This is a genomic window from Pandoraea terrae (genome assembly GCF_902459695.1).
In the GTDB taxonomy this organism is placed as follows: domain Bacteria; phylum Pseudomonadota; class Gammaproteobacteria; order Burkholderiales; family Burkholderiaceae; genus Pandoraea; species Pandoraea terrae.
In genome coordinates this window covers 35410-54896 of record NZ_CABPRZ010000012.1, presented here as the reverse complement: position 1 = coordinate 54896, position 19487 = coordinate 35410, and the positions used below count along the sequence as shown (strand labels likewise).

Genomic DNA, 19487 nt, shown 5'->3' with positions numbered 1-19487 from the left:
ACGTAACCGATATCAAGCGCCATTCCGAAACGTCAGAGACCATTCATGCCCCTGCAAGGAAAGTTCATCGTAGACAACCAACACCTCTCGCCACTGATCGTGCCTGGCGTTGGTTCATTCATGGCCTTCTCCGGGAACGAGATTTACCGAAATAGAGGCGGCTGCACTGCTCGCCCGAACATCGGCCCCATACCCGCTGGCAAATATTGGATCGTTGATCGCCCCGCTGGCAGCATTCGATCTCGAATGCACATGGCTTTGCGGGACACCGTCATGAGCGCTTTGTATAGTCCCGTCGATCACGGCGAATGGTTCGCGCTGTATCGAGACGACGGCCAGATCGACGATTACACGTGGGTAGAAGGAGTCAAGCGTGGAAATTTCCGGCTGCACCCCGCTGGAGGATCTGGCATCTCGCTAGGATGCATCACCCTGCAAAATCGATCCGATTATGCGGCGCTTCGTCGCGCGATCCTCAACACCACGCCCGTGCACGCGCGGAATTCTGGACTGAGTACCTATGGCTGGATAGACGTGACGACGTATGGAAGCACTTGTCCGTAAAACCGTAAAGACATTACTGTTTGTAACCATATTCTTCTATTCGGTCCGATACGTGCATCTCTATCCGGTGCCGATGCCGGATTACCAAGTGCGGATGCTGTTCGATATTTCGGACAGGTTGGGTATAAGAGACCCAGAAGATTTATATGTCTACGCGATACTCGCGGTGAACCTGGTCGTTTCAGTTGTTGCGTATCGGTTGCTCATAAAACTTTGGCGAGCTTGCGCGAGAAAATTCGAGTGTCGCGAAACGTCATAGCTCTACAAGTCCCCCTGTCCATCCCAATGCCGGGCGTCAAGCGAGTCGAAGCATCGGTCAATTTCTCAGCAACGACGCGCTCATACCGAACGCAGCTTGCTCCAGTCGGGCGCCACGCATGAGTGAGCCACGCTCAACAACGGTCCTGCAGACGGTCACGCAACACCGTATGTCCGAGCAACAAACCACTACACTGCAGGAACGACGCTCGGCGAGCATCAGAAGACACATCTGAAGTGCCACGTTTGGTTGCCTGACGTTTAAGCCCGTCAGCCCGTTGGCAATTGTCTTCCATCTTAGGCGTAGCCTGCCCTTTGCCCACGCGAAAGGCGTAACCCTCCAAGCTCGGCCACAATTCTCGGAGGCTTCCCATATGCGATAAGGCGCATGTTGGTTAGCATTTCTCTCAGTGTCTGTATGCATTACGTCGGCAACGTCACTGCGAGGGATTTCATGAGCAGTTATCAAGCGTCAGATAGGGTGGTCAAAGATCCAACTATCGAAAAAGGGAAATGGGTGTTGTGCGTTCCGGCGGGATGGGAAAACTACATCTCGCTTGAGTTTTACGAAATGCAGCAGTCGTTGGTGACCTACGGATGGACCAAGCTGGTCATCGGCGAGTCTGACGATGCCGCCATCCTGTCGGCGATACGCGACGCGCAGGTTGTCTTGCTGTGGGAGCCCTATGAGTTAATCGAGCGCAATGCTGATGCGTTGAATGCGCTCCCGAGCTCGGTCCGACGCATGGTGTTTTGCGACGACGTGCACCATTTCACCATGCATCGCCGCCAACAGCGACTGCGCGCCTTTCTCTGGGCAGACCGGATTCTTGCAACGTATCCGGACAAATTGCTGCAATGGTATCCGGAGGTGGCCAGTTCAAAGGTCGAATGGACACCTCACGCAGCAGCCTCATACTTCCGGGCGGCTCCGTCCCCTTCGTCGGATCGCGCACTGCTGTCCGGTTCCCGCACCTGGCCATATCCGTTTCGGCAGTTCTGCGGAATCAAACTCCCCGAATCCGTCTGTCAGGTCGTGGATCATCCCGGCTACCCGGGCTATCCCGGAGACCGGGCGAACACCATGCGCGCCGATCCAGTTGCATTGGCGCGTCTGGGCCGAGAAGGCTATGCCGCTTTGTTGCGTAGCCACCCCGCAATGCTGGTCTGCGGCTCGGTCTTTGGCTATCTCGTCGCGAAAGTATTCGAAGGGATGGCGGCAGGGTGCCTTGTGATCGCCGAGCGCGCATCACTCGGAGCGCGACTGACTGCGCTCGGCTTCGTTGAGGGAGAGGACTACGTTGGCACCGATCTGCTTCATGTCATAGAGGACACCGTCGCCGTGCGCGATGCCTACCTGTGTGGCGATGCATTCTGGAAGCGCACCGTCGAAAACGCCATGCGCAAGGTCGCCGGCCAGCACACCACGACTATCAGAGCCTCACAGATTCATCATCTCTGTACTGGGGGATCCATCGCATGAACGCGAAGCAATTTCTCACCGACTATCGTCAGCATGGAATCATCTTCCCTTTACAGGCCCTTTCGGAATCGGAGGTGTGTCAGGCGCAAGAGCACTATTTGCGTCTGTGCGACCCCGGCAAGGTGGTGGCTGAAGGTGAGCAGCGCGTATTCGGGCATTTATTACACCCGTGGATAGCACAACTCGTTGCGCATCCGATAGTGCTCGATGCCGTCAGAAGTGTCATCGGACCTAACGTGCTCGTGTGGGTAAGCGAGTTCAATACCAAGGCGCCCAATACGTCGAACTTCTTCTCCTGGCACCAAGATTTGTATTATTGGCGGCACCACTACGATGATCTCCGAACTATTCCGCTGGTGACCACATGGTTGGCGCTCACCCATGCCAATGAAGGCAACGGCGGCATGCGCGTTCTCCCGGGGAGCCATACCAGGCTCTTGCCCCATGCCGAAAGGCCGTGCCGGCACAATATGCTGACGCGCGCGCAAGAAATTTGCGTTTCCGTCGACGAGGATGAGGCTGTGCCGGTCAACCTGGCCGCCGGAGAGTTTTCCATTCACCATCCGTTGCTGTACCACGCATCGGGTCCCAATGCCAGTGACCGGGCTCGCATTGGATTGGTCTCCCGCTATGTCGCTCCCGAGGTCACGCCTCCCGTGCGCCCAGCTTACACGTGGCTGGTCAGCGGCGAGGACTCCCATGGCCATTGGGATCACGTTGCTCCGCTTAACCCGACCGCAGGGCAGGCACTGAGAAGCCGGTGCATGCAATCAGTGCAAAACGCTACGGGTGCGCGTTTCAAATAAGCCGATGAAGCGGCATGGTTGGCTTCTGCTGCTCGGCGCCCTATGCGCGATCGGCCCGCTCTCGATCGACATGTATTTGCCAAGCGCCCCATTTATGGCCCGAGAATTCGGTTCAGAAGGGCAAACCGTACAACTGTCCGTGGTCAGCTACTTGGTTGGGTTGCTTGTTGGACAGTTGCTCTATGGGCCGTTGAGCGATCGCCACGGTAGAAAGCCTCCGCTATATGTAGGCCTTTGGCTCTACGGATGCAGTTCCGTCGCCTGCGCGCTCGTGGATAGCGCGGTTCCGTTCATTTGTCTGCGGTTTCTTCAAGGCTTGGGCGGTTGCGCGGGGATGGTGATTGCGCGCGCAATCGTGCGGGATCGTACGAACGCCGTTGGGGCGGCGCGCGCATTTTCATTGCTGATGCTGGTCGTGAGTGTGGCCCCGCTGTTGGCGCCACTTCTTGGCGCCGCGGTATTCCAGCAGTGGGGTTGGCGAGCCGTGTTCGGCGGCATGGGCCTGTTTGGCGCACTATGTCTGACGGCCATTCATTTCTGGATGCGGGAGACGCGTGAGGCGAACACCACGTCCCGGTTTTCGTGGCTGGGCATCGCGCGCAATTATGGGCGTTTGCTGGGCGATCGGCAATTCGTGGTCTACACGCTATGCAACGGGCTTTTACAAGGCGGCATGTATGCCTATATCTCCGGTTCTGCCGCCGTGCTGATGAATGTGTATGGGCTCTCGCCTCGGCATTACAGTTGGGTATTTGCCGCGAATTCGCTTGGCATGATCGTCGCCGCCCAGTTGAACGCTGTCCTGACTTCACGACTCGCGCTGGCGCGTATCGTCGAAAGGGCCTTATGGCTTCCCGCCGGGCTAGGTTTGGCGGCTGCCGGTCTGGATTCCGATCCGAGTATTTGGATATTGCTTATCGGTCTATTCCTGTTCCTCTCAAGCATCGGCTTTGTCGCACCCAATGCCGCAGCGATCGCGTTGTCCAACCATGCGGAGAACGCGGGAGCCGCCTCAGCGCTGATGGGGACCATGCTATTTGTCTTGGGCACGCTCAGCGCAATAGCGACGGCTGCTTTACACGATGACTCCGCACGATCGCTCCTGATCGTCATGGCGATATGTAGCACCGGCGCGATACTGGTCTTTTACTTGGCGGCACGGCAACGAACCATCGACTGAGCCGTAATGGATCATCAGCATCGCTAATCAGGCGAGATCATTCGTGACGTATCGACGATAGTCATCTGCCCGTCACATTCCGCTGTTAAAAATCAAAGTACAACGATGTAAGAAAAATTCCAACGGCGAACGGGGCTGCGGCAAGAGGCGCGTTTCGCCGGACCAGATCAGAAGGTTTGCCGACATGACCATTCGCCACCGCATTACGCTTCTGGTGCTCCTGACGTTCGTCGCGCTCGCGGCCATCGGCGGGTACGCCGTCTACCGTACGCGCGCCAGCGCATCGCAAGTCAAGCAGGTCACCGAAGGCGTCGTTCCCAGCGCGCTCGCTTCCGCCGATCTCGTCTCGCAAGTCAAAGGCGTGCAGCTCGCCACCATGACGCTCGTGTATGCCCCCGACGACACCGTCGTGGCGCAAGCGCAGCAGGACCTGAAGGCCAAGCACGCCGCCATTGATTCCGCGCTCGACAAGCAGGCCGACAGCGCCGAATCGCAGGCCCAGAAGGGCCTGATCGTGCAGGCGCGCGAGAGCGTACAGAACTATTTCAACGCGATCGACGACACCGCCAAGATGAAAGCGGCGGGCAAGAACGAACTCGCGCAGGCCCTTCTCTTCGCCAACGTCGCACAGTATCGCGATGAACTCGAAGGCGTCGTCAATACGCTGCGCGTTGAGAAGAATCGCCAGAAAGACGAAGCCATCGCAACGTTGAATGGATCGCTCGCGACAACGTCCACCGCCATCGGCGTGGTCACCGGCATCGCAATCCTGATGCTTACGGTCATCGGTTCGCTGCTGTACCGCCAGATCACGCGTCCGCTGTCGCGCATGCAGGCGATGATGAGCGAGATTGCGACGAGCCAGGACTTCACGCGCCGCGTGCCGGTCGGACGCATGGACGAAATCGGCCATTCGATCGTCGCGTTCAACGGCATGATCGAAAAGATTCAGGAAAGCTCCGCCCAACTGAAGCAGAAGACCGCCGACATTCAGGCGATGTTGCAGAACATGCAGCAGGGGATTCTGACGATCGTCGATGGCGCCGTGGTGCATTCGGAATACTCGGCCTATCTCGAAGCCATCTTCGAGACGAACGATATCGCCGGGCGTCCGATGATGGATCTCGTGTTCGCAGACACCGAACTCGGCGCCGATGCGCTCTCGCAAATCGACGCCGCCACCCACGCGTGCCTCGGACAGGATGCCATCAACTTCGCATTCAATCAGCATCTGCTCGTGGGCGAAATTGAAAAGCGCATGCCCGATGGCCGCGTGAAAATCCTCGACCTGAGCTGGTCGGCAATCACCGACGAAGACGACGTCATCAACCGCCTGATGCTCTGTGTTCGCGACGTCACCGAACTGCGCGCTCTCGCACAGGAGGCGGGCGAACAGCGGCGTCATCTGGAAATGATCGGCGAAATCCTGGCGGTGAGTCAGGAGAAGTTCCACCAGTTCATCGAAAGTTCGTCGAACTTCGTCCATGCAAACGAACGGATCATCCGCAAGCACTCGCAAGCCGACATGGAAGCGATTGCGGAACTGTTCCGTAACATGCACACGATCAAGGGCAATGCGCGCACCTACAACCTGCAGCATCTGACCAACGTGGTTCACGAAACCGAACAGCGCTATCACGAACTTCGCGAACCGGAAGCGTCGCACGAGTGGGATCAGGACAGCCTGATGGAAGAACTGGCGCGCGTGAAGGAAGCCATCGAAAGCTACGCACGCATCAACGAAGTGAGCCTGGGGCGCAAGGGCCCGGGCGGCTCGGCGGGTTCGGCCGGCGCCGATCGTTACCTGACGGTCGACAAGGAGCATATCCACGCCAGCCTGCGTCTGCTCGAATCGGTCAATAGCGGCGATCTTGGCGATCTGCTCTCGATGCGCGATACGGTGCGCCAGACGCTGCGTCTGCTCGGCACGGAAAGCGTGGAAGAAGCGCTGTCGGGCGTGCTCGATTCGCTGCCGTCGCTGGCCGGCGAATTGGGCAAGGGCACGCCGGTCGTGCGCATCGATGACAACGGCTACCGTCTGCAAGCGCACGGCGCCGACGTCCTGAACAACGTGTTCATGCACCTGCTGCGTAATTCGATGGATCACGGCATCGAGACGGCCGACGCGCGCCTCACGCAGGGCAAGCCGGCGGCCGGCACGATCGATATCGAAGTCGGCATCGACAACCATGTCCTGCAGATCACGATGAGCGACGACGGCCGTGGCCTCGCGCTGCATCGGATTCGCGGCATCGCCGTGGAGCGAGGCTGGATCGGCGCAAACGACGCGGTGACGGATGAAACCATCGCGCAGTTCATTTTCCGTCCCGGCTTCTCGACGGCCAATGCGGTCACCGAGGTCTCCGGTCGGGGTGTCGGGATGGACGCGGTGCAGGACTTCCTCAAGCGCGAGCATGGCCGCATCGAACTCCATTTCACCGACGACCATACGGGCGCGGCGTTCCGGCAATTCCAGACGGTCGTGTGCCTTCCGGACAGCTTTGCCGTGGACAGCTTCGATGTCGCCGGCGCAAAGCATCACCCACAGCGTTCAGAACCAGCGGGCGGATCGACAGGCGCACCGGCAGGGGCCGCGGGCAAACCGTCCGCTTCGCCGGCCTGATGCGGCGAGGTCGTTATCGCGGCAAATACACGTGAATCGTGAATACGAGGTAGTTCAACGGTGATGGAATCGTCTCTCATGGCCTTGGCGGCCGGTGTCGCCGTAACCGCTATTGTGGCGTTCGTCGCACACCGCAGGGCGCACGGCCGGGTGGCGGCGCAAATGCGCTCGGACGCCGCCGCGAAGATCGAAACGGTGAAACGCGCGCAAGCCGCAGATTGCGCCCGTGTGACGGAGATCGAGCAGCAGGCGGCCGCGCAGGAAGCCGAGATCGCGCAGCTTCGCGAGGACCTGGCGAAGCAAATGACGCTGGTGGACGAGGCGCGCGCCGCGATGGACGCCGCGATCGCCGACAAGGCTCACTGGGCTGACGACGCCCGGCGCATCGCCGGCGAAGCGGCGCGCCTGAAGAGTCTTGCGGCCACGTTCGAGCGCTGGCACGAGCAGATGATCTCGCTGATGACGCAGAACCAGGATATGCACGCGAAGAATCAGGAGCTGTCGTCGATCGTGCGCCATGTGGTGATCGTGTCGCTGAACGCATCGATCGAAGCCGCGCGGGCAGGGACGGCAGGCCGTGGCTTCGCGGTCGTGGCGAGCGAGGTGCGGGCGCTCGCGGCACGCTCGGAGGAGCTGTCGAAGAGCTATCGCGACAGCCTGCACCGCAACGACGTGACCACGACCGCCACGTTTCAGGACATTCAGGCGGGCGGCAAGATGATCGCCGCATCGCTGTCGAGTGTCGAGGCGATGGCCACGCAGTTTCAATCGCGTCTGCACTGAGCGGCAGACCGGCATTTTGCGCATTCAACGAGCATCAACGTGATCAGCACGCACGCGAAGGACAGCATCGAACGTATTTTCCACAAGGCGGCCCGGTCGCGGCTGCCGCTCACGTCGGGCGATGTGTGCCAGATCACACCGCTGACGTCCGCGCAGGCGAATACCGCAGGCGACGAACTGGCCGTGCTGACGATTTCGTCAATTCTCTTCCGGCTCGTGTTGATCCTGCATTTCGATGAAGACGATACGACCCGCGCGTATTTCCTGAAGGAAGGCGCCGAAGGTTCGTTCCGGGAAGTCTTTCTTGAGATCTGCAATCTCTGCTGCGGCGCGATGAACCAGGAGCTGCTGAACTATTTTCCGGATCTGGGCATGTCCACGCCGTACGTGCTGAGCGCCAAGTGCGTTGCCCATCTGCATGAACTCAAGCCGAATCACGTCGCGTCCTACTCGGTAACGATCAACGACGACGTGAAGTTGGCGGCAACGCTGTGCGTCTGCGCGCACGCGCCGATCGATTTTCACGCAGACGTGCGGATGGACGAGGAAGCGAGCGGCGAACTGGAACTGTTTTGATGGTCTTTGCGCAAGTTGTGGTGCAAATGGCAGGAAACGCCAAAGGGAAGCAAAAGGGGTAGTGGAAATGAATGTGAATCAACCGGTCAGCAAGATCCTGATCCTGGAGAACGGGCCGGAGCATGTCGGCGAGATCAAGCGGTTTTGCCATGAGCACAACCTGATTGGTCTGAAAGTGCGCAAGAACCGCCTGCTGTCGGTGCTGCGCTCGAATATCGATCTGGGCGCGATCCTGCTGGCCGACGACTACGGCGGCTCGCTCGAAGAGAGCATGGAGACGGCGATCCGGATTCATGCGGTGCGCCCGGAGTTGCCGATCATCATGCGGCGCGCGGCAACGCTCACGCTCGACGATCTGCCGCAAGGCTTGCGCCGGGTGTTGTGCGGCGCGTACATGGCGAGCGACATGTCGCCGCTGCGCAGCCTGATCGACGAATACATCTTCAGTCTCGACTATCCGAATGCGCTCGTGCGCGGCATCTCCGAGATTACGGAATCGATGCTGAGCGGGCTGTTCAAGGATCAGACGATCACGTGGGACACGCCATGCATCGTGCGTGACCGGATCATTTTCGGCGAGGTCTTCAGCCTGATTCCGCTGGAAAGCGCATGGTGCCGCGGCTACATGATGATGCAGGCGGAAGAAGCCCCGGTGCTCGATTTGATCGAGCGGCAGCGCATGAGCGACGGGACGCCCGATTTCCGCGACTTGAACGGACTGCTGGGCGAGTTGACGAATATGGTGTGGGGAGCGTTCAAGAACCGCTATCTGGGCGATGCGAACGTGCTGGCCGTCAGTCAGGTGCAGGTGCCGCTGCTGGTCAACCACAAGCAGAAATACATCTCGTTCGGCACGGAGAATCCGCAATTGTGCTTCGTGTATCGATTGACGGACGAGAAGACAGGCCGGATGGTCACGTTGCATCAGCGCTTCGTGTTCAGTCTGAGCTGGTCGCCTGAGGATTTCAAGGAACTGTCGAGCGACGCCGATGCGATGGTGGATGCAGGCGAGCTGGAACTGTTCTGATTCTGGAAATTTGGAGAAAACGAATGTCGAAAATTCTGGTAGTGGACGATTCGAGCACGGTGCGCGACGAGGTGGCCGGCTTCCTTCGCAAGAACGGCCTCGATGTCGACACGGCGGTCGACGGCAAGGATGGCCTGGCGAAGCTGCGCGCCGCGCCGGGCATCAAGCTGGTGATCAGCGACGTGAACATGCCGAACATGGACGGCCTGACGATGGTCGAGAAGATTCGCGGCGAGCTGGCGAACAAGACGGTCAACGTCATCATGCTGACCACGGAAAGCAGCCCGGCGATGAAGGAGCGGGGCAAGGCGGCAGGCGTCAAGGGCTGGATCGTGAAGCCGTTCAAGGGCGACGCCGTGCTGGAGACGTTCCGCAAACTGGCAAGCTGAGGCGAGCCCGTCGGTTTTCCGGCGCCACATGAAGTACGGGCCGCGTCGTGCGGCCCGTTTTGCGTGAGCGAATGGTCCTGCCGCTTACGGCGCCTTCGAAATCACTTGCGCCACTGCGGCGGTCAGCTTCTTGGCGTACGGCACGTGCAGGAATTCGTTCGGCCCGTGGGCGTTCGATTTCGGGCCGAGCACGCCACACACCATGAACTGCGCCGTCGGGAATCCCGCTTGCAACACATTCATTAGCGGAATCGTCCCACCCTGGCCGATGTAGGCGCAGTCCGCGCCGTAGTGCACGCGCGAGGCATCATTCAGTGCCGTCGCCAGCCATGGCGCGAGATCGGGGGCGTTCCAGCCGCTGGCCGCGCCGGATGCGGGATTGAACGTTACCTTTGCGTTGTATGGCGGGTCGAGCTCCAGCAACGCTTTCAGCTCTGCGACCGCCCGGGTCGCTTCCACCATCGGCGGCAGGCGCAGCGACAGCTTGAACGCCGTACGCGGGCGTAGCACGTTACCGGCATCCGCCAGCGACGGCAGGCCGGCCGCGCCGGTTACCGACAATGACGGACGCCAAGTCGAGTTGAGCAGCGCCTCCTTCGGATCGAGGGTCGTCGGCAATACTGAACCGCCGTCCTGCCCGCATGCCCACGGCGTTTTCTTCCACACTTCGTCGCCGAGAATGTGCGCCGCCGCTTCCATTTCACGCAGGCGGTCGGCCGGGATCGGGCAATGGAATCCGCGCGGCAGCACGTTGCCCGTCGACGCATCCTCGAGACGTTCGAACAACTGGCGCATCACACGAAAGCTCGACGGCGCAATGCCGCCGTACGAGCCGGAATGGACGCCTTCGTCGAGCACCTGGACTTCAAGGTCGCCCGCGACCAATCCGCGCAGCGACGTGGTGAGCCACATCTGCTCATAATTACCCGCGCCGGAATCGAGGCAGACGACGAGGCCGACACGGCCCAGACGCTCGCGCAGTGCATCGACATACGGCAGCAGATCAAAGCTGCCGGACTCCTCGCAGGTTTCGATCAGCCCGACGCAGCGTGGACGTTCCACGCCCTGCGCGTCGAGCGCGGCCAGGGCCGTCACGCTCGCGTAGATGGCGTAGCCGTCGTCGGCGCCGCCGCGTCCGTAGAGCTTGCCGTCCTCCATCTTTGGCGTCCACGGCCCGAGGTCGCGGCGCCAGCCGTCGAATTCGGGCTGTTTGTCGAGGTGGCCGTACAACACGATCGTCTCGTCGCTACCCGAGCGCGTCGCCGGCACTTCAAAGAAAATCACCGGGGTTCGCCCCGGCAGACGGACGACTTCAAGCTTCAGCCCGCGCACGGGTTGCTGCTCTGCCCACCGCGCTGCATCGGTGATGACGCGCTCAAGAAAGCCATGCTTCTCCCAATCCGGATCGAACGCCGGACTCTTGGCCGGCACTTGGATGTAATCGATCAGCGCGGGCACGATTTCATCGTTCCATTTGCGCTCCACATAGTCGCGCAACGCTGCGGTGTCCAGCACAAGGGACTGTTCTGCGGTATCTGCGGTTGTCATGAGGGTATCCTGTTGGATTTTGGGGGGGCGTCATTGCGGACAACGACGTTCGCGATACACGGCTAGACCGATTCTACCAACATGAGTTTCAGCGAGAGGTTGCGCGGTGCATCCGTGGCAAACGCGGGCAGGGCGATGGCGCGCCGCCGGGTACCCGTCTCCCAGGGGCACGCGGTTCGCGGTAAAGTACACCCATGGCCCCCCGTCCCTTTCGAAATCTACCGGTTTATTGGCGCTCGCCGCTTGTCCCCGATGCGGACATGGTGACGGCCGAGTACGGCGATCACACGTTCGCGCCGCATTGGCACGACGCATACACCGTTGCGGTCATCGAGGCGGGCGCGGAGCGCTACGACTACCGGGGCACGCACCATGTTGCCGACACCGGCTCCGTACCGGTGCTCAATCCCGGTGAAATTCACACGGGCGCGAGCGCCACGGCATTCGGCTGGCGCTACCGCGTGTTTTACCTGCCGGTGGATTTCGTGCACTCGGTGGCGGCCTCCATGGCCGACAGGCGCCTGCCGATGCCGTGGTTTGCCGAGGCGGTCGTTCGCGATCCGGATTTGACAGCCCGGCTGCGGCTGGCGCATTGCGCCTTGCAGGACGGCATCGATCCGCTGGCGGCAGAGCTTGCCCTGACGGATGCGGTGACCACGTTGCTCGGGCGTTATGCCGCAGAACGCCCCACCCCCGCGAAATTGCATCGCGACGCCGTGCGCGTGGAAGCGATGAAGGCGCGATTGGCTGCGGATCTGACCGAGCCGCTTGCGCTCTCGGAACTGGCGGCGGCCGTCGGCTTGTCGCCGTTTCACGCGGCGCGCCTGTTTACGCGGGAAACCGGTCTGGCGCCACACGCCTGGCGCAATCAGTTGCGTCTGACGCGAGCCCTGCCGGGCTTGCGGGCCGGCCTTCCGGCGACGGATGTCGCCATGGAACAGGGATTCACGGACCTGAGCCATTTCACGCGCCATTTCCGCAAGGCCTTCGGCGTCTCGCCGGGGCGTTGGTGTGGCCGGGGCGTTGCGGCGGACTAACGACGCGAAGCGCCTGCGACAGGAGGCACGGCATGGGCTATTGCGAAACCGTGGGCATGCGCCGATACGATTTCGGCGACCTGAAGACCGTGCTTGCCAAGGCGAGTCCGCTGCGCTCGGGCGATCAGCTTGCCGGCGTCTGCGCGCAGACCGATGAAGAGCGCATCGCGGCCCGGATGGTGCTCGCCGGCCTGCCGCTGCAGATCTTTCTCGACGAGGCCCTCATCCCGTACGAACAGGACGAAGTGACGCGCTTGATCATCGACAGCCATTCCCGGGAGGCCTTCTCCGAGATCGCGCACCTCACCGTCGGCGGGTTTCGCGACTGGCTGCTGACGGATTCGACGGACACCGCGGCGCTGGTTCGGGTGTGCGACGGCCTGACACCGGAAATGGTTGCCGCGGTTTCCAAGCTGATGCGCAATCAGGACCTGATCCTTTGCGCGAAGAAACGCCCGGTCGTGACCCGGTTTCGCAATACGGTCGGCCTGCCCGGCCATCTCTCGGTACGCTTGCAGCCGAATCATTCGACCGATGACGTAAAGGGCATCGCCGCCTCCATCTTCGACGGCCTGATGTATGGCTGCGGCGACGCCGTGATCGGCATCAACCCTGCGTCGGACTCGCCGGACGTCATCATGGGCTTGCTTCAGATGGTCGACGATTTCCGGCAGCGCTATGACGTGCCGACGCAGTCCTGCGTGCTGACGCATGTCACCAACACGATCGCGGCGATCGAGAAGGGCGCGCCGGTCGACCTGGTCTTCCAGTCGATCGCCGGCACCGAGAAGGCCAACGCAGGATTCGGCATTTCCCTGGCCTTGTTGCAGGAAGCCCGGGAAGCGGGCTTGTCGTTGCATCGCGGTACGGTTGGCAACCAGTTGATGTACTTCGAAACCGGACAGGGCAGTGCGCTGTCGGCCAATGCCCACCATGGTGTCGACCAGCAGACGTGTGAAGCGCGCGCCTATGCGGTCGCGCGCCGGTTTGATCCGTTCCTGATCAATACGGTGGTCGGTTTCATCGGCCCCGAATACCTCTACGATGGACGCCAAATCATCCGCGCCGGTCTGGAAGATCACTTCTGCGGCAAGCTGCTCGGCGTGCCGATGGGGTGCGACATCTGCTATACGAATCATGCGGAAGCGGATCAGGACGACATGGATACGCTACTCACCCTGCTCGGCGCCGCCAACGTCAATTTCATCATGGGCGTCCCGGGCGGTGACGATGTGATGCTCAATTACCAAAGCACGTCGTTTCACGACACGCTGTATGTCCGCGAGGTGCTTGGTTTGCGCCGGGCCCCCGAATTCGAACGCTGGTTGCAGGCGATGGGGATTACCGACGCGTCCGGGCGGATTCAGGGCCACGCCGTGCAACCGGCCTTGCTTCAATGGATGAACGGATGATGAACAAGCCGGAGGACAAAGACGGGGCGGAACGTAACGCTGAAGTGACGGGTGCCGGGCCGGGTAAGGTCGCCGGTGAGGTTGCATGCGGTGCCACCGCCGGTTCGGCGGGCCGTGCCGATCCGTGGGATAGGCTGCGGCAATTCACGAACGCGCGCATCGGCCTGGGGCGCGTGGGCGGCAGCGTGCCGACGGCCCCGTGGTTGTCGTTTTCGCTTGCGCATGCGCAGGCCCGCGATGCGGTGCATCAGCCGTTGGCGGCCGAAGCGCTGCATGAGGCATTGCGCGGCAAAGGCTTCAATACCCTGGACGTGCGAAGCGCCGTGGCCGATCGAAACGAGTATCTGCGCCGCCCGGACCTTGGCCGCCGGCTGAGTCCGGAGAGTGCCGCGATGTTGGACGCGCGGAATACAGAGAGTGCCGCCGGGTTGTCTGCCGCAGCGCCGGGCCGGTCGGGAGAGGGCGCTCCGGACATTGTGTTCGTCGTGGCAGACGGTCTCTCCGCCTTGGCCGTGTCGCGCCATGCAGTGCCGTTGCTCGTGTCGGTGCGGGAGCATCTTGGGGACTGGCGCCTGGGGCCGGTGGTGGTGGCGAGCCAGGCGCGCGTTGCGCTCGGCGATGATATCGGCGAGCGCCTGGGTGCGGCGATGGTGGCCGTGTTGATCGGCGAGCGGCCGGGCTTGAGCTCGCCTGACAGCCTCGGCATTTACCTGACGTATGCCCCCCGGGTGGGGCGCAACGACGCGCAGCGCAACTGCATTTCCAACGTGCGGCCCGAAGGCTTGTCCTATGCGCAGGCGGCGTTCAAGCTGGCGTATCTGATGAACGCGGCGCGGCGTCTTGGACTGACCGGTGTCGGCCTGAAGGATGAGAGCGCGCAGGCGTTGCAGCAGCCGCCCGCTGCCGCCCGGCTTGACCGTGGTTGAACAACCAGACTACGCGTCCGCCAGCGAAAACACGATGTCTTGCGCCCCCTCCCACAGGACGAGCTTGCCGAACGCAGCCAGATGTTCATGGCCTTCGGTCAACGTAAAGAAATGATTCCCGGCAAGTTGGCCCATCTTGCTTGCGAAGCTGGAACTGCCATAGACGAACAGAAATTCGGTTTCGCTAAAGCCGCCCGGGTACAGCAGAATATCGCCGCGCGAAGCGTGGCTTGTGTGGTTCTCGAAATCCAGCCCGGTATCGAAATCACCCAGCGGGATCCACACGGCTTCGCCACTCCAGCGTGAATGGATCACCTTGCTCTTGAACGGCAACATTTCGAGAAAGCGCTGGCAGGTTCGCGGCGCTTTTTCTTCTTCGAGTCGTCCAACAAATTGAAACGGACCGCCTTGTACGATGATTTTTTTCAATGTCGTCTCCATGATCTGACCCGATTGGGCGTGGGGGCTTCCCGCCGTAGTGCAGGGCCGCCATTCTAATCGAGAAGCCGGCCGCGATCGTCATCCATGCGGCCGGGGCAGTGGTCGCGTGCGCGGCCGTCACCAAGGCGACGTAGCGCGCGCTTGCTGCCTCCGCGTTCACTTGCCGACGGGCGGTATCGGAATCATCCCCGGGAAGACATAGGCCTGCATCAGCGCAATCAAGCCGATCACCGCGGCGCCGGCCAACGAATGGAAGAACACCGTTCGGAAGATCGGTCCCAGCGCGAACGATCGCTCCTTCGGGTCATCGTAGCAGGCCGCGCACGCAACCATGATGGATTGGGCGTCAATCATCTTGCCCATCACGCCACCGGTCGAGTTCGTGGCCACGGTCAGGATCGGATTCAAATTGAGTTGCTGCGCGGTAATGCGCTGCAGGCTGCCGAAGAGGGCGTTTGATGCCGTGTCGGAGCCGGTCAGGAAGACGCCGAGCCACCCCAGGTACGCCGCGAAGAACGGGTACAGAAATCCGGCGTTGGTGAACGCGAGGCCAAGGACCGCATCGGTGCCCGAGTACCGGGTCAGGAACCCGAGCCCCAACACTTGGGCAATGACGAGCACCGGGATCTTCATCCGGTGCATCGTCTGCATGAAGGCATCCTTCCACTGCGTTGGGTTCAGCTTGAGTACGAGGCCGGAAAGGAGTGCCGCCACGAAAACGCCTGTGCCCGCGGCGGACAACCAATTGATGGTGAAACGGGCCGCTTCGGGTTTGGCGTTGACCGATGCAACCGGTGGCATCCGCTGGACCAGGTTGTGCAGCGACGGCATGTCCCAGACAGGCAGCGACAGCGAACCGCCGAACTTCGATCCGAGCAGCGTTGTGGCGAACTTGGTTTCGGAGAAAAGGTTGTTGAGGAACGTCTTGAACTCCGGCACACCCCACAGCGCGCAGCAGCCGACCAGAATGACCCACGGCATCCACGCATAGGCGGTCTCCGCGGCCGTGTACTTGTACTTCCACTCGGTGGTGTCCGTCGTCGCCGTTGCCGTGGTCTTGCCGGCTTGCGCAAGGGCCTGACGCTCGGACTGGAGCAGGAAGCGTGTCTTCGGGTGCCAGACGAAGCGCAGGAACAGCGCCGTGCAAATCACCGAAAAGACGCCCGATACCACGTCGGTCATCAGGTGAAAGGCGTTGCTGCCGGAGGCGAAGAACTGCATCAGCGCAAACGATCCGCCCGCGCACAACATCGCCGGCCAGACTTCGAAGACTTCCTTCCAGGTCCCGCCTTCCATCTTCACGAAGGTTGCGACCAGCCAGAAGGGCACCAGGACCGATACGAACGGCAGTTGATGGCCTGCCATCGCGGACAGCGTCACCTGATCAAGCCCGCTCACGGCGGCCAGTGTGACGATGGGCGTGCCGATCGCGCCCCAGGCGACCGGCGCGGTATTGGCCAGCAGGTTCAGCACGGCGGACTGGAAGGGCTTGAAGCCCAGCCCCACCATCACGGCCCCTGCGATGGCGACCGGCGTCCCGAAGCCTGACGTGCCCTCGATAATTGCGCCGAAGGAAAAGGCGATCAGCACGCACTGCAACCGCCGGTCGAACGAGATGTGGACGATGGATTCCTTCACGATCTCGAATTTGCCGGTAACGACACTCATCGTGTACAGGAACATCGCGGCGAGGACGATCCAGATGATCCCCAGAAATCCCGAAAGGCTGCCCAGCGCGAAGGCCGAGATGGCCGATGCGACCGGCATCCTGAAGATCAGGCAGGAGACGATGAAGGCAGCGATGACGCCGAAAAAGGCCGCGTAGGGCGCAGAGATGCCCAGGTGCACATTGCCCTGGGCATCGCGGTGTCGGTGCAGTGCAATGAAATAGAGCAGCGTCAGGATTGGAATAGCGGCAGCGATGGTGGAAAGGATTGCATTCCCCAACGGATCATAGGTCTGCTGATACATGGTTTTTCCTTTTCGATCTCGGCATCGCAGACGATTCGCGCACGAACGCCTGCCGCCGATTCGCAGCTGACACTTTTGGTATAGCGGGTGCAGCCGGCAAATTCAAGTTTTGCGGCGCAACATGGAAAACGAACTCAGGTGCGGACAGTACGCGCCAGCTTCTCGAACGTCGCCACCGCTTGCGCGCGATTCATGACGTTCAGTTTCTGGAAAATGCGCCGCAAATGATTTTTCACCGTGAAGGCGCTGATATCCAGGATCATGCCGATTTCCTGGTTGGTCTTGCCATTGCGCACCCAGTCGAGAATTTCGCGCTCACGGGGGCTAAGGCCCAGCCCGTCCAGATCCAGCGATGCCTCGGCGGCTTCGGACTTCGCCGTATGCTTGCCAGGCAAAGGGGTCACTTGTCGTAATGCAGTGTCAACGTAGGGAAGCAAAACCTCCAGCGCTTCGCGGGACGCCGGATTCATCAGTACCTCAGTCCCCAGCACGACGTAGAGGCAATCATGGCGCCCCCGCTCGTCCTTTATCCCATGAACCAGCGCCGAGCTCATTTCCCTGACACATTCTTTCAGGCCGCCTGTCGTATGGGGCGGGGGCGAGAACATCTCGTCCTTCAGCTCAATGGCATAGGGATGGCGCCCCAGACTCAGCCAGTGGTCGAACAACCGCTTGAGGAACGGACTCACCTCCGTTTCGCACAATCGGTCAGTACGCGCACCGGGTAAAGGCGACACAACGTCGAACCAGCTCGGGCCAAGGGAAAAGTCTCCCCAGGCAGCAATCATCACGCCGTGCGGAAGGAATAGCTGGACATCCCCTTGCAGCCATTTGAACAGGTCCACATGACGACGAACGCGCAGCGACTGCTGCACGAGCGTCAAAAACTGACCGAGTTCCTCGGCGCGAAAGTGGGAAAGAAAAGACATGGATGTCTCAAACCCCGCGAACTTGTCGGGACGGAATACGCTGGGACAAGCGCTCCAGATTTCTGCACGCCCTGCGTAATCGCAGAGGCTCGTGGCAGCGGGCACTCAGATGTTTTTTTATATCGTCTTTCCGACCCCGAATCTGCCGCGCGGATTATCCCATAGCATACGTATTGCCTCCACCGGCGGAATCCCTGAGAAAGGCCGCGCGTGTCAATTTCTTGCAACACCCTCGTCTGCGGGCGACTGGGTCAGGGTTGGAAGCTTCGGCACGATTGCGCTCGTTTCCCTGTCGAGTTGCGCTTTGCTATAACTCTGGAACGCAGGGGCATTCGCATCGTCGGGATTTTCCAGTAGCCACGTGTGTTCGCGAACACCCTCAACGATCAAATGCCCGACGGCGGACTCGATGGCATCCATCAGGCATAGTTGCGCCGGCTCGTTCTGGCTGAACCCGACTTCCGCTTCCAGCAATTCCTTGAACCTGACGAACGCAAATACACTGGTATCGGCCTGATAGGAGAAAATCGTCTTGGTGGTCATGACCGAATGCAGGACGCGGCCGGAGTTCACATCCACCGCACGCAGATTGACCGTGACCTGATCCATCCGGTATTGGGTATCGGCACCGATGCCCAGATATTTGACGCCGGCCCCGCCCGAACGCACGTTCATTTCATAACCGACGACGCCACCTTCGAAAATCACCTTGGCGGCCAGCAACGGCAAGAGCGGGGGCGCGTTCTGCGCCGGCAGCTCCTTCGGGTCGATGGCCCGGATGACCCGCCGTTCCGTGAGCAGGTCCTGCATGTTCTCCCGTTCCACCGGGATGAACCATTTCGATTCCAGCAACGCCTTCACCAGCATGGAGCCCGCGCCCTGCGTCACGGCCGTGGAGAAGCTGCTGTCCGGCGCCTGCTTGAACTGCCCGGTCTGGTCGCGGAAGTTGTAGACCGCCACGACGATCTTGCCCTTGGGAGGGGGCAGGCGGCGAAGCTCCTTGTTGCTGGCGGTGGGCGGCGTGAGTTCCGCTTTGGTAATGGGGGTTACGGTACTGCACCCGGCGATGCCCAGAAGCAGGGCCAGCAGGGCGATCGCGTTGCGAAAACGACGATGAAGCGGGTGATTCATTGGCTTACCTGAAAGGACGTCTGTTGCCCGGTCGACTTGTCGGTAGTCGTGATCTGCAACTGGTTGCCGCCCAGGCTGGTGATGGCAATCGAAAAATCGGTCGTGTCGAGCGTGCCCGGGACCAGCTTGCCATTGCTGTCGAAAAGTCCCCCGGAAATGCTGCTGGCAAGGCGGCTCAAAATGACACGCTGGAGATTGTCATTGAACTGCTGTAACTGCGATTTTTGCGTCGAGGGATCCGTGTCGTGCTTGTTCTGAAGTTGGGCCTCGTTGATGAACGTAGTGCCGTTGAGTGGGTTGCCGCCAAAAGACGGGTTCTTCGGCACATAAACCAATTCGGTCGCGCCCGCCGAACCCAGGGCGATCAGCAGCAACAGCGCCGTCGCGTAACGAATTGTCATGA

At 61.0% G+C, this 19487-nt stretch carries 18 protein-coding genes; 12 read left to right on the top strand and 6 right to left on the bottom strand.

Annotated features, from left to right (window positions below; translation table 11 throughout):
- The first annotated feature begins 45 nt into the window (after nt 1-45).
- The 9 genes from PTE30175_RS15120 (at nt 46) to PTE30175_RS15075 (ending at nt 9689) form a co-directional block, all read left to right on the top strand.
- A complete protein-coding gene (locus PTE30175_RS15120; protein ID WP_150697888.1) occupies nt 46-564 on the top strand; it encodes a DUF2778 domain-containing protein in 519 nt (172 codons plus the stop codon).
- Nucleotides 565-1276: 712 nt separating this feature from the next.
- Nucleotides 1277-2305, top strand: a complete 1029-nt coding sequence (locus PTE30175_RS15110; RefSeq protein WP_150697886.1) for a glycosyltransferase family protein — start codon at nt 1277-1279, stop codon at nt 2303-2305.
- Nucleotides 2302-3111: a phytanoyl-CoA dioxygenase family protein gene (locus PTE30175_RS15105; RefSeq protein WP_150697885.1), complete on the top strand. Its 810-nt coding sequence runs from the start codon at nt 2302-2304 to the stop codon at nt 3109-3111. Before PTE30175_RS15110 ends, PTE30175_RS15105 begins: the two co-directional genes overlap by 4 nt.
- Nucleotides 3112-3115: 4 nt before the next feature.
- The gene (locus PTE30175_RS15100; protein ID WP_150697884.1) at nt 3116-4291 is read left to right on the top strand and encodes a multidrug effflux MFS transporter; all 1176 of its coding nucleotides are present in this window, start codon (nt 3116-3118) and stop codon (nt 4289-4291) included.
- A 184-nt stretch (nt 4292-4475) separates the two neighbouring features.
- On the top strand, nt 4476-6914 hold the full coding sequence (locus PTE30175_RS15095; protein WP_150697883.1) for an MCP four helix bundle domain-containing protein: 2439 nt from the start codon (nt 4476-4478) through the stop codon (nt 6912-6914).
- Between the two features lie 60 nt (nt 6915-6974).
- Nucleotides 6975-7697: a methyl-accepting chemotaxis protein gene (locus PTE30175_RS29055; protein WP_150697882.1), complete on the top strand. Its 723-nt coding sequence runs from the start codon at nt 6975-6977 to the stop codon at nt 7695-7697.
- 39 nt (nt 7698-7736) lie between these two features.
- Nucleotides 7737-8273 carry a hypothetical protein gene (locus tag PTE30175_RS15085; protein WP_150697881.1) on the top strand — a complete coding sequence of 179 codons (537 nt, stop codon included), beginning with the start codon at nt 7737-7739 and terminating at the stop codon, nt 8271-8273.
- 67 nt (nt 8274-8340) lie between these two features.
- Complete coding sequence (locus PTE30175_RS15080; protein WP_150697880.1) at nt 8341-9300, top strand: chemotaxis protein CheX; 960 nt, start codon at nt 8341-8343, stop codon at nt 9298-9300.
- 23 nt (nt 9301-9323) lie between these two features.
- A complete protein-coding gene (locus PTE30175_RS15075) occupies nt 9324-9689 on the top strand; it encodes a response regulator (protein ID WP_150697879.1) in 366 nt (121 codons plus the stop codon).
- A gap of 84 nt (nt 9690-9773) precedes the next feature.
- On the opposite strand, the gene PTE30175_RS15070 is transcribed toward PTE30175_RS15075, so the two are convergent.
- Entirely contained in the window at nt 9774-11237 is a 1464-nt protein-coding gene (locus PTE30175_RS15070; RefSeq protein WP_150697878.1) for a M20 family metallopeptidase, read from the bottom strand.
- 194 nt (nt 11238-11431) lie between these two features.
- Between PTE30175_RS15070 and PTE30175_RS15065 the strand changes: the two genes are divergently transcribed.
- Genes PTE30175_RS15065 through eutC form a run of 3 tightly spaced genes read left to right on the top strand, consistent with a single transcriptional unit; the run spans nt 11432 to nt 14612 of the window.
- On the top strand, nt 11432-12274 hold the full coding sequence (locus PTE30175_RS15065) for a helix-turn-helix transcriptional regulator (RefSeq protein ID WP_150697877.1): 843 nt from the start codon (nt 11432-11434) through the stop codon (nt 12272-12274).
- A 32-nt stretch (nt 12275-12306) separates the two neighbouring features.
- Complete coding sequence (locus tag PTE30175_RS15060; protein WP_150697876.1) at nt 12307-13686, top strand: ethanolamine ammonia-lyase subunit EutB; 1380 nt, start codon at nt 12307-12309, stop codon at nt 13684-13686.
- Nucleotides 13683-14612 carry an ethanolamine ammonia-lyase subunit EutC gene (gene eutC / locus PTE30175_RS15055; protein WP_224788791.1) on the top strand — a complete coding sequence of 310 codons (930 nt, stop codon included), beginning with the start codon at nt 13683-13685 and terminating at the stop codon, nt 14610-14612. Before PTE30175_RS15060 ends, eutC begins: the two co-directional genes overlap by 4 nt.
- A gap of 9 nt (nt 14613-14621) precedes the next feature.
- On the opposite strand, the gene PTE30175_RS15050 is transcribed toward eutC, so the two are convergent.
- The 5 genes from PTE30175_RS15050 to PTE30175_RS15030 form a co-directional block, all read right to left on the bottom strand.
- Entirely contained in the window at nt 14622-15032 is a 411-nt protein-coding gene (locus PTE30175_RS15050; RefSeq protein ID WP_420819645.1) for a DUF3830 family protein, read from the bottom strand.
- Between the two features lie 177 nt (nt 15033-15209).
- A complete protein-coding gene (locus PTE30175_RS15045; protein ID WP_150697874.1) occupies nt 15210-17024 on the bottom strand; it encodes an L-lactate permease in 1815 nt (604 codons plus the stop codon).
- A gap of 134 nt (nt 17025-17158) precedes the next feature.
- Nucleotides 17159-17953 (bottom strand): XrtB/PEP-CTERM-associated transcriptional regulator EpsA, encoded by a 795-nt coding sequence (gene epsA / locus PTE30175_RS15040; RefSeq protein ID WP_150697873.1) that lies wholly within the window; start codon nt 17951-17953, stop codon nt 17159-17161.
- A gap of 213 nt (nt 17954-18166) precedes the next feature.
- Nucleotides 18167-19084, bottom strand: coding sequence for a CsgG/HfaB family protein (locus PTE30175_RS15035; protein ID WP_150697872.1), 918 nt, complete (start codon nt 19082-19084; stop codon nt 18167-18169).
- Nucleotides 19081-19485 carry a curli assembly protein CsgF gene (locus PTE30175_RS15030; RefSeq protein WP_150697871.1) on the bottom strand — a complete coding sequence of 135 codons (405 nt, stop codon included), beginning with the start codon at nt 19483-19485 and terminating at the stop codon, nt 19081-19083. The genes PTE30175_RS15035 and PTE30175_RS15030 overlap by 4 nt, the downstream gene beginning before the upstream one ends.
- Nucleotides 19486-19487: the final 2 nt, after the last annotated feature.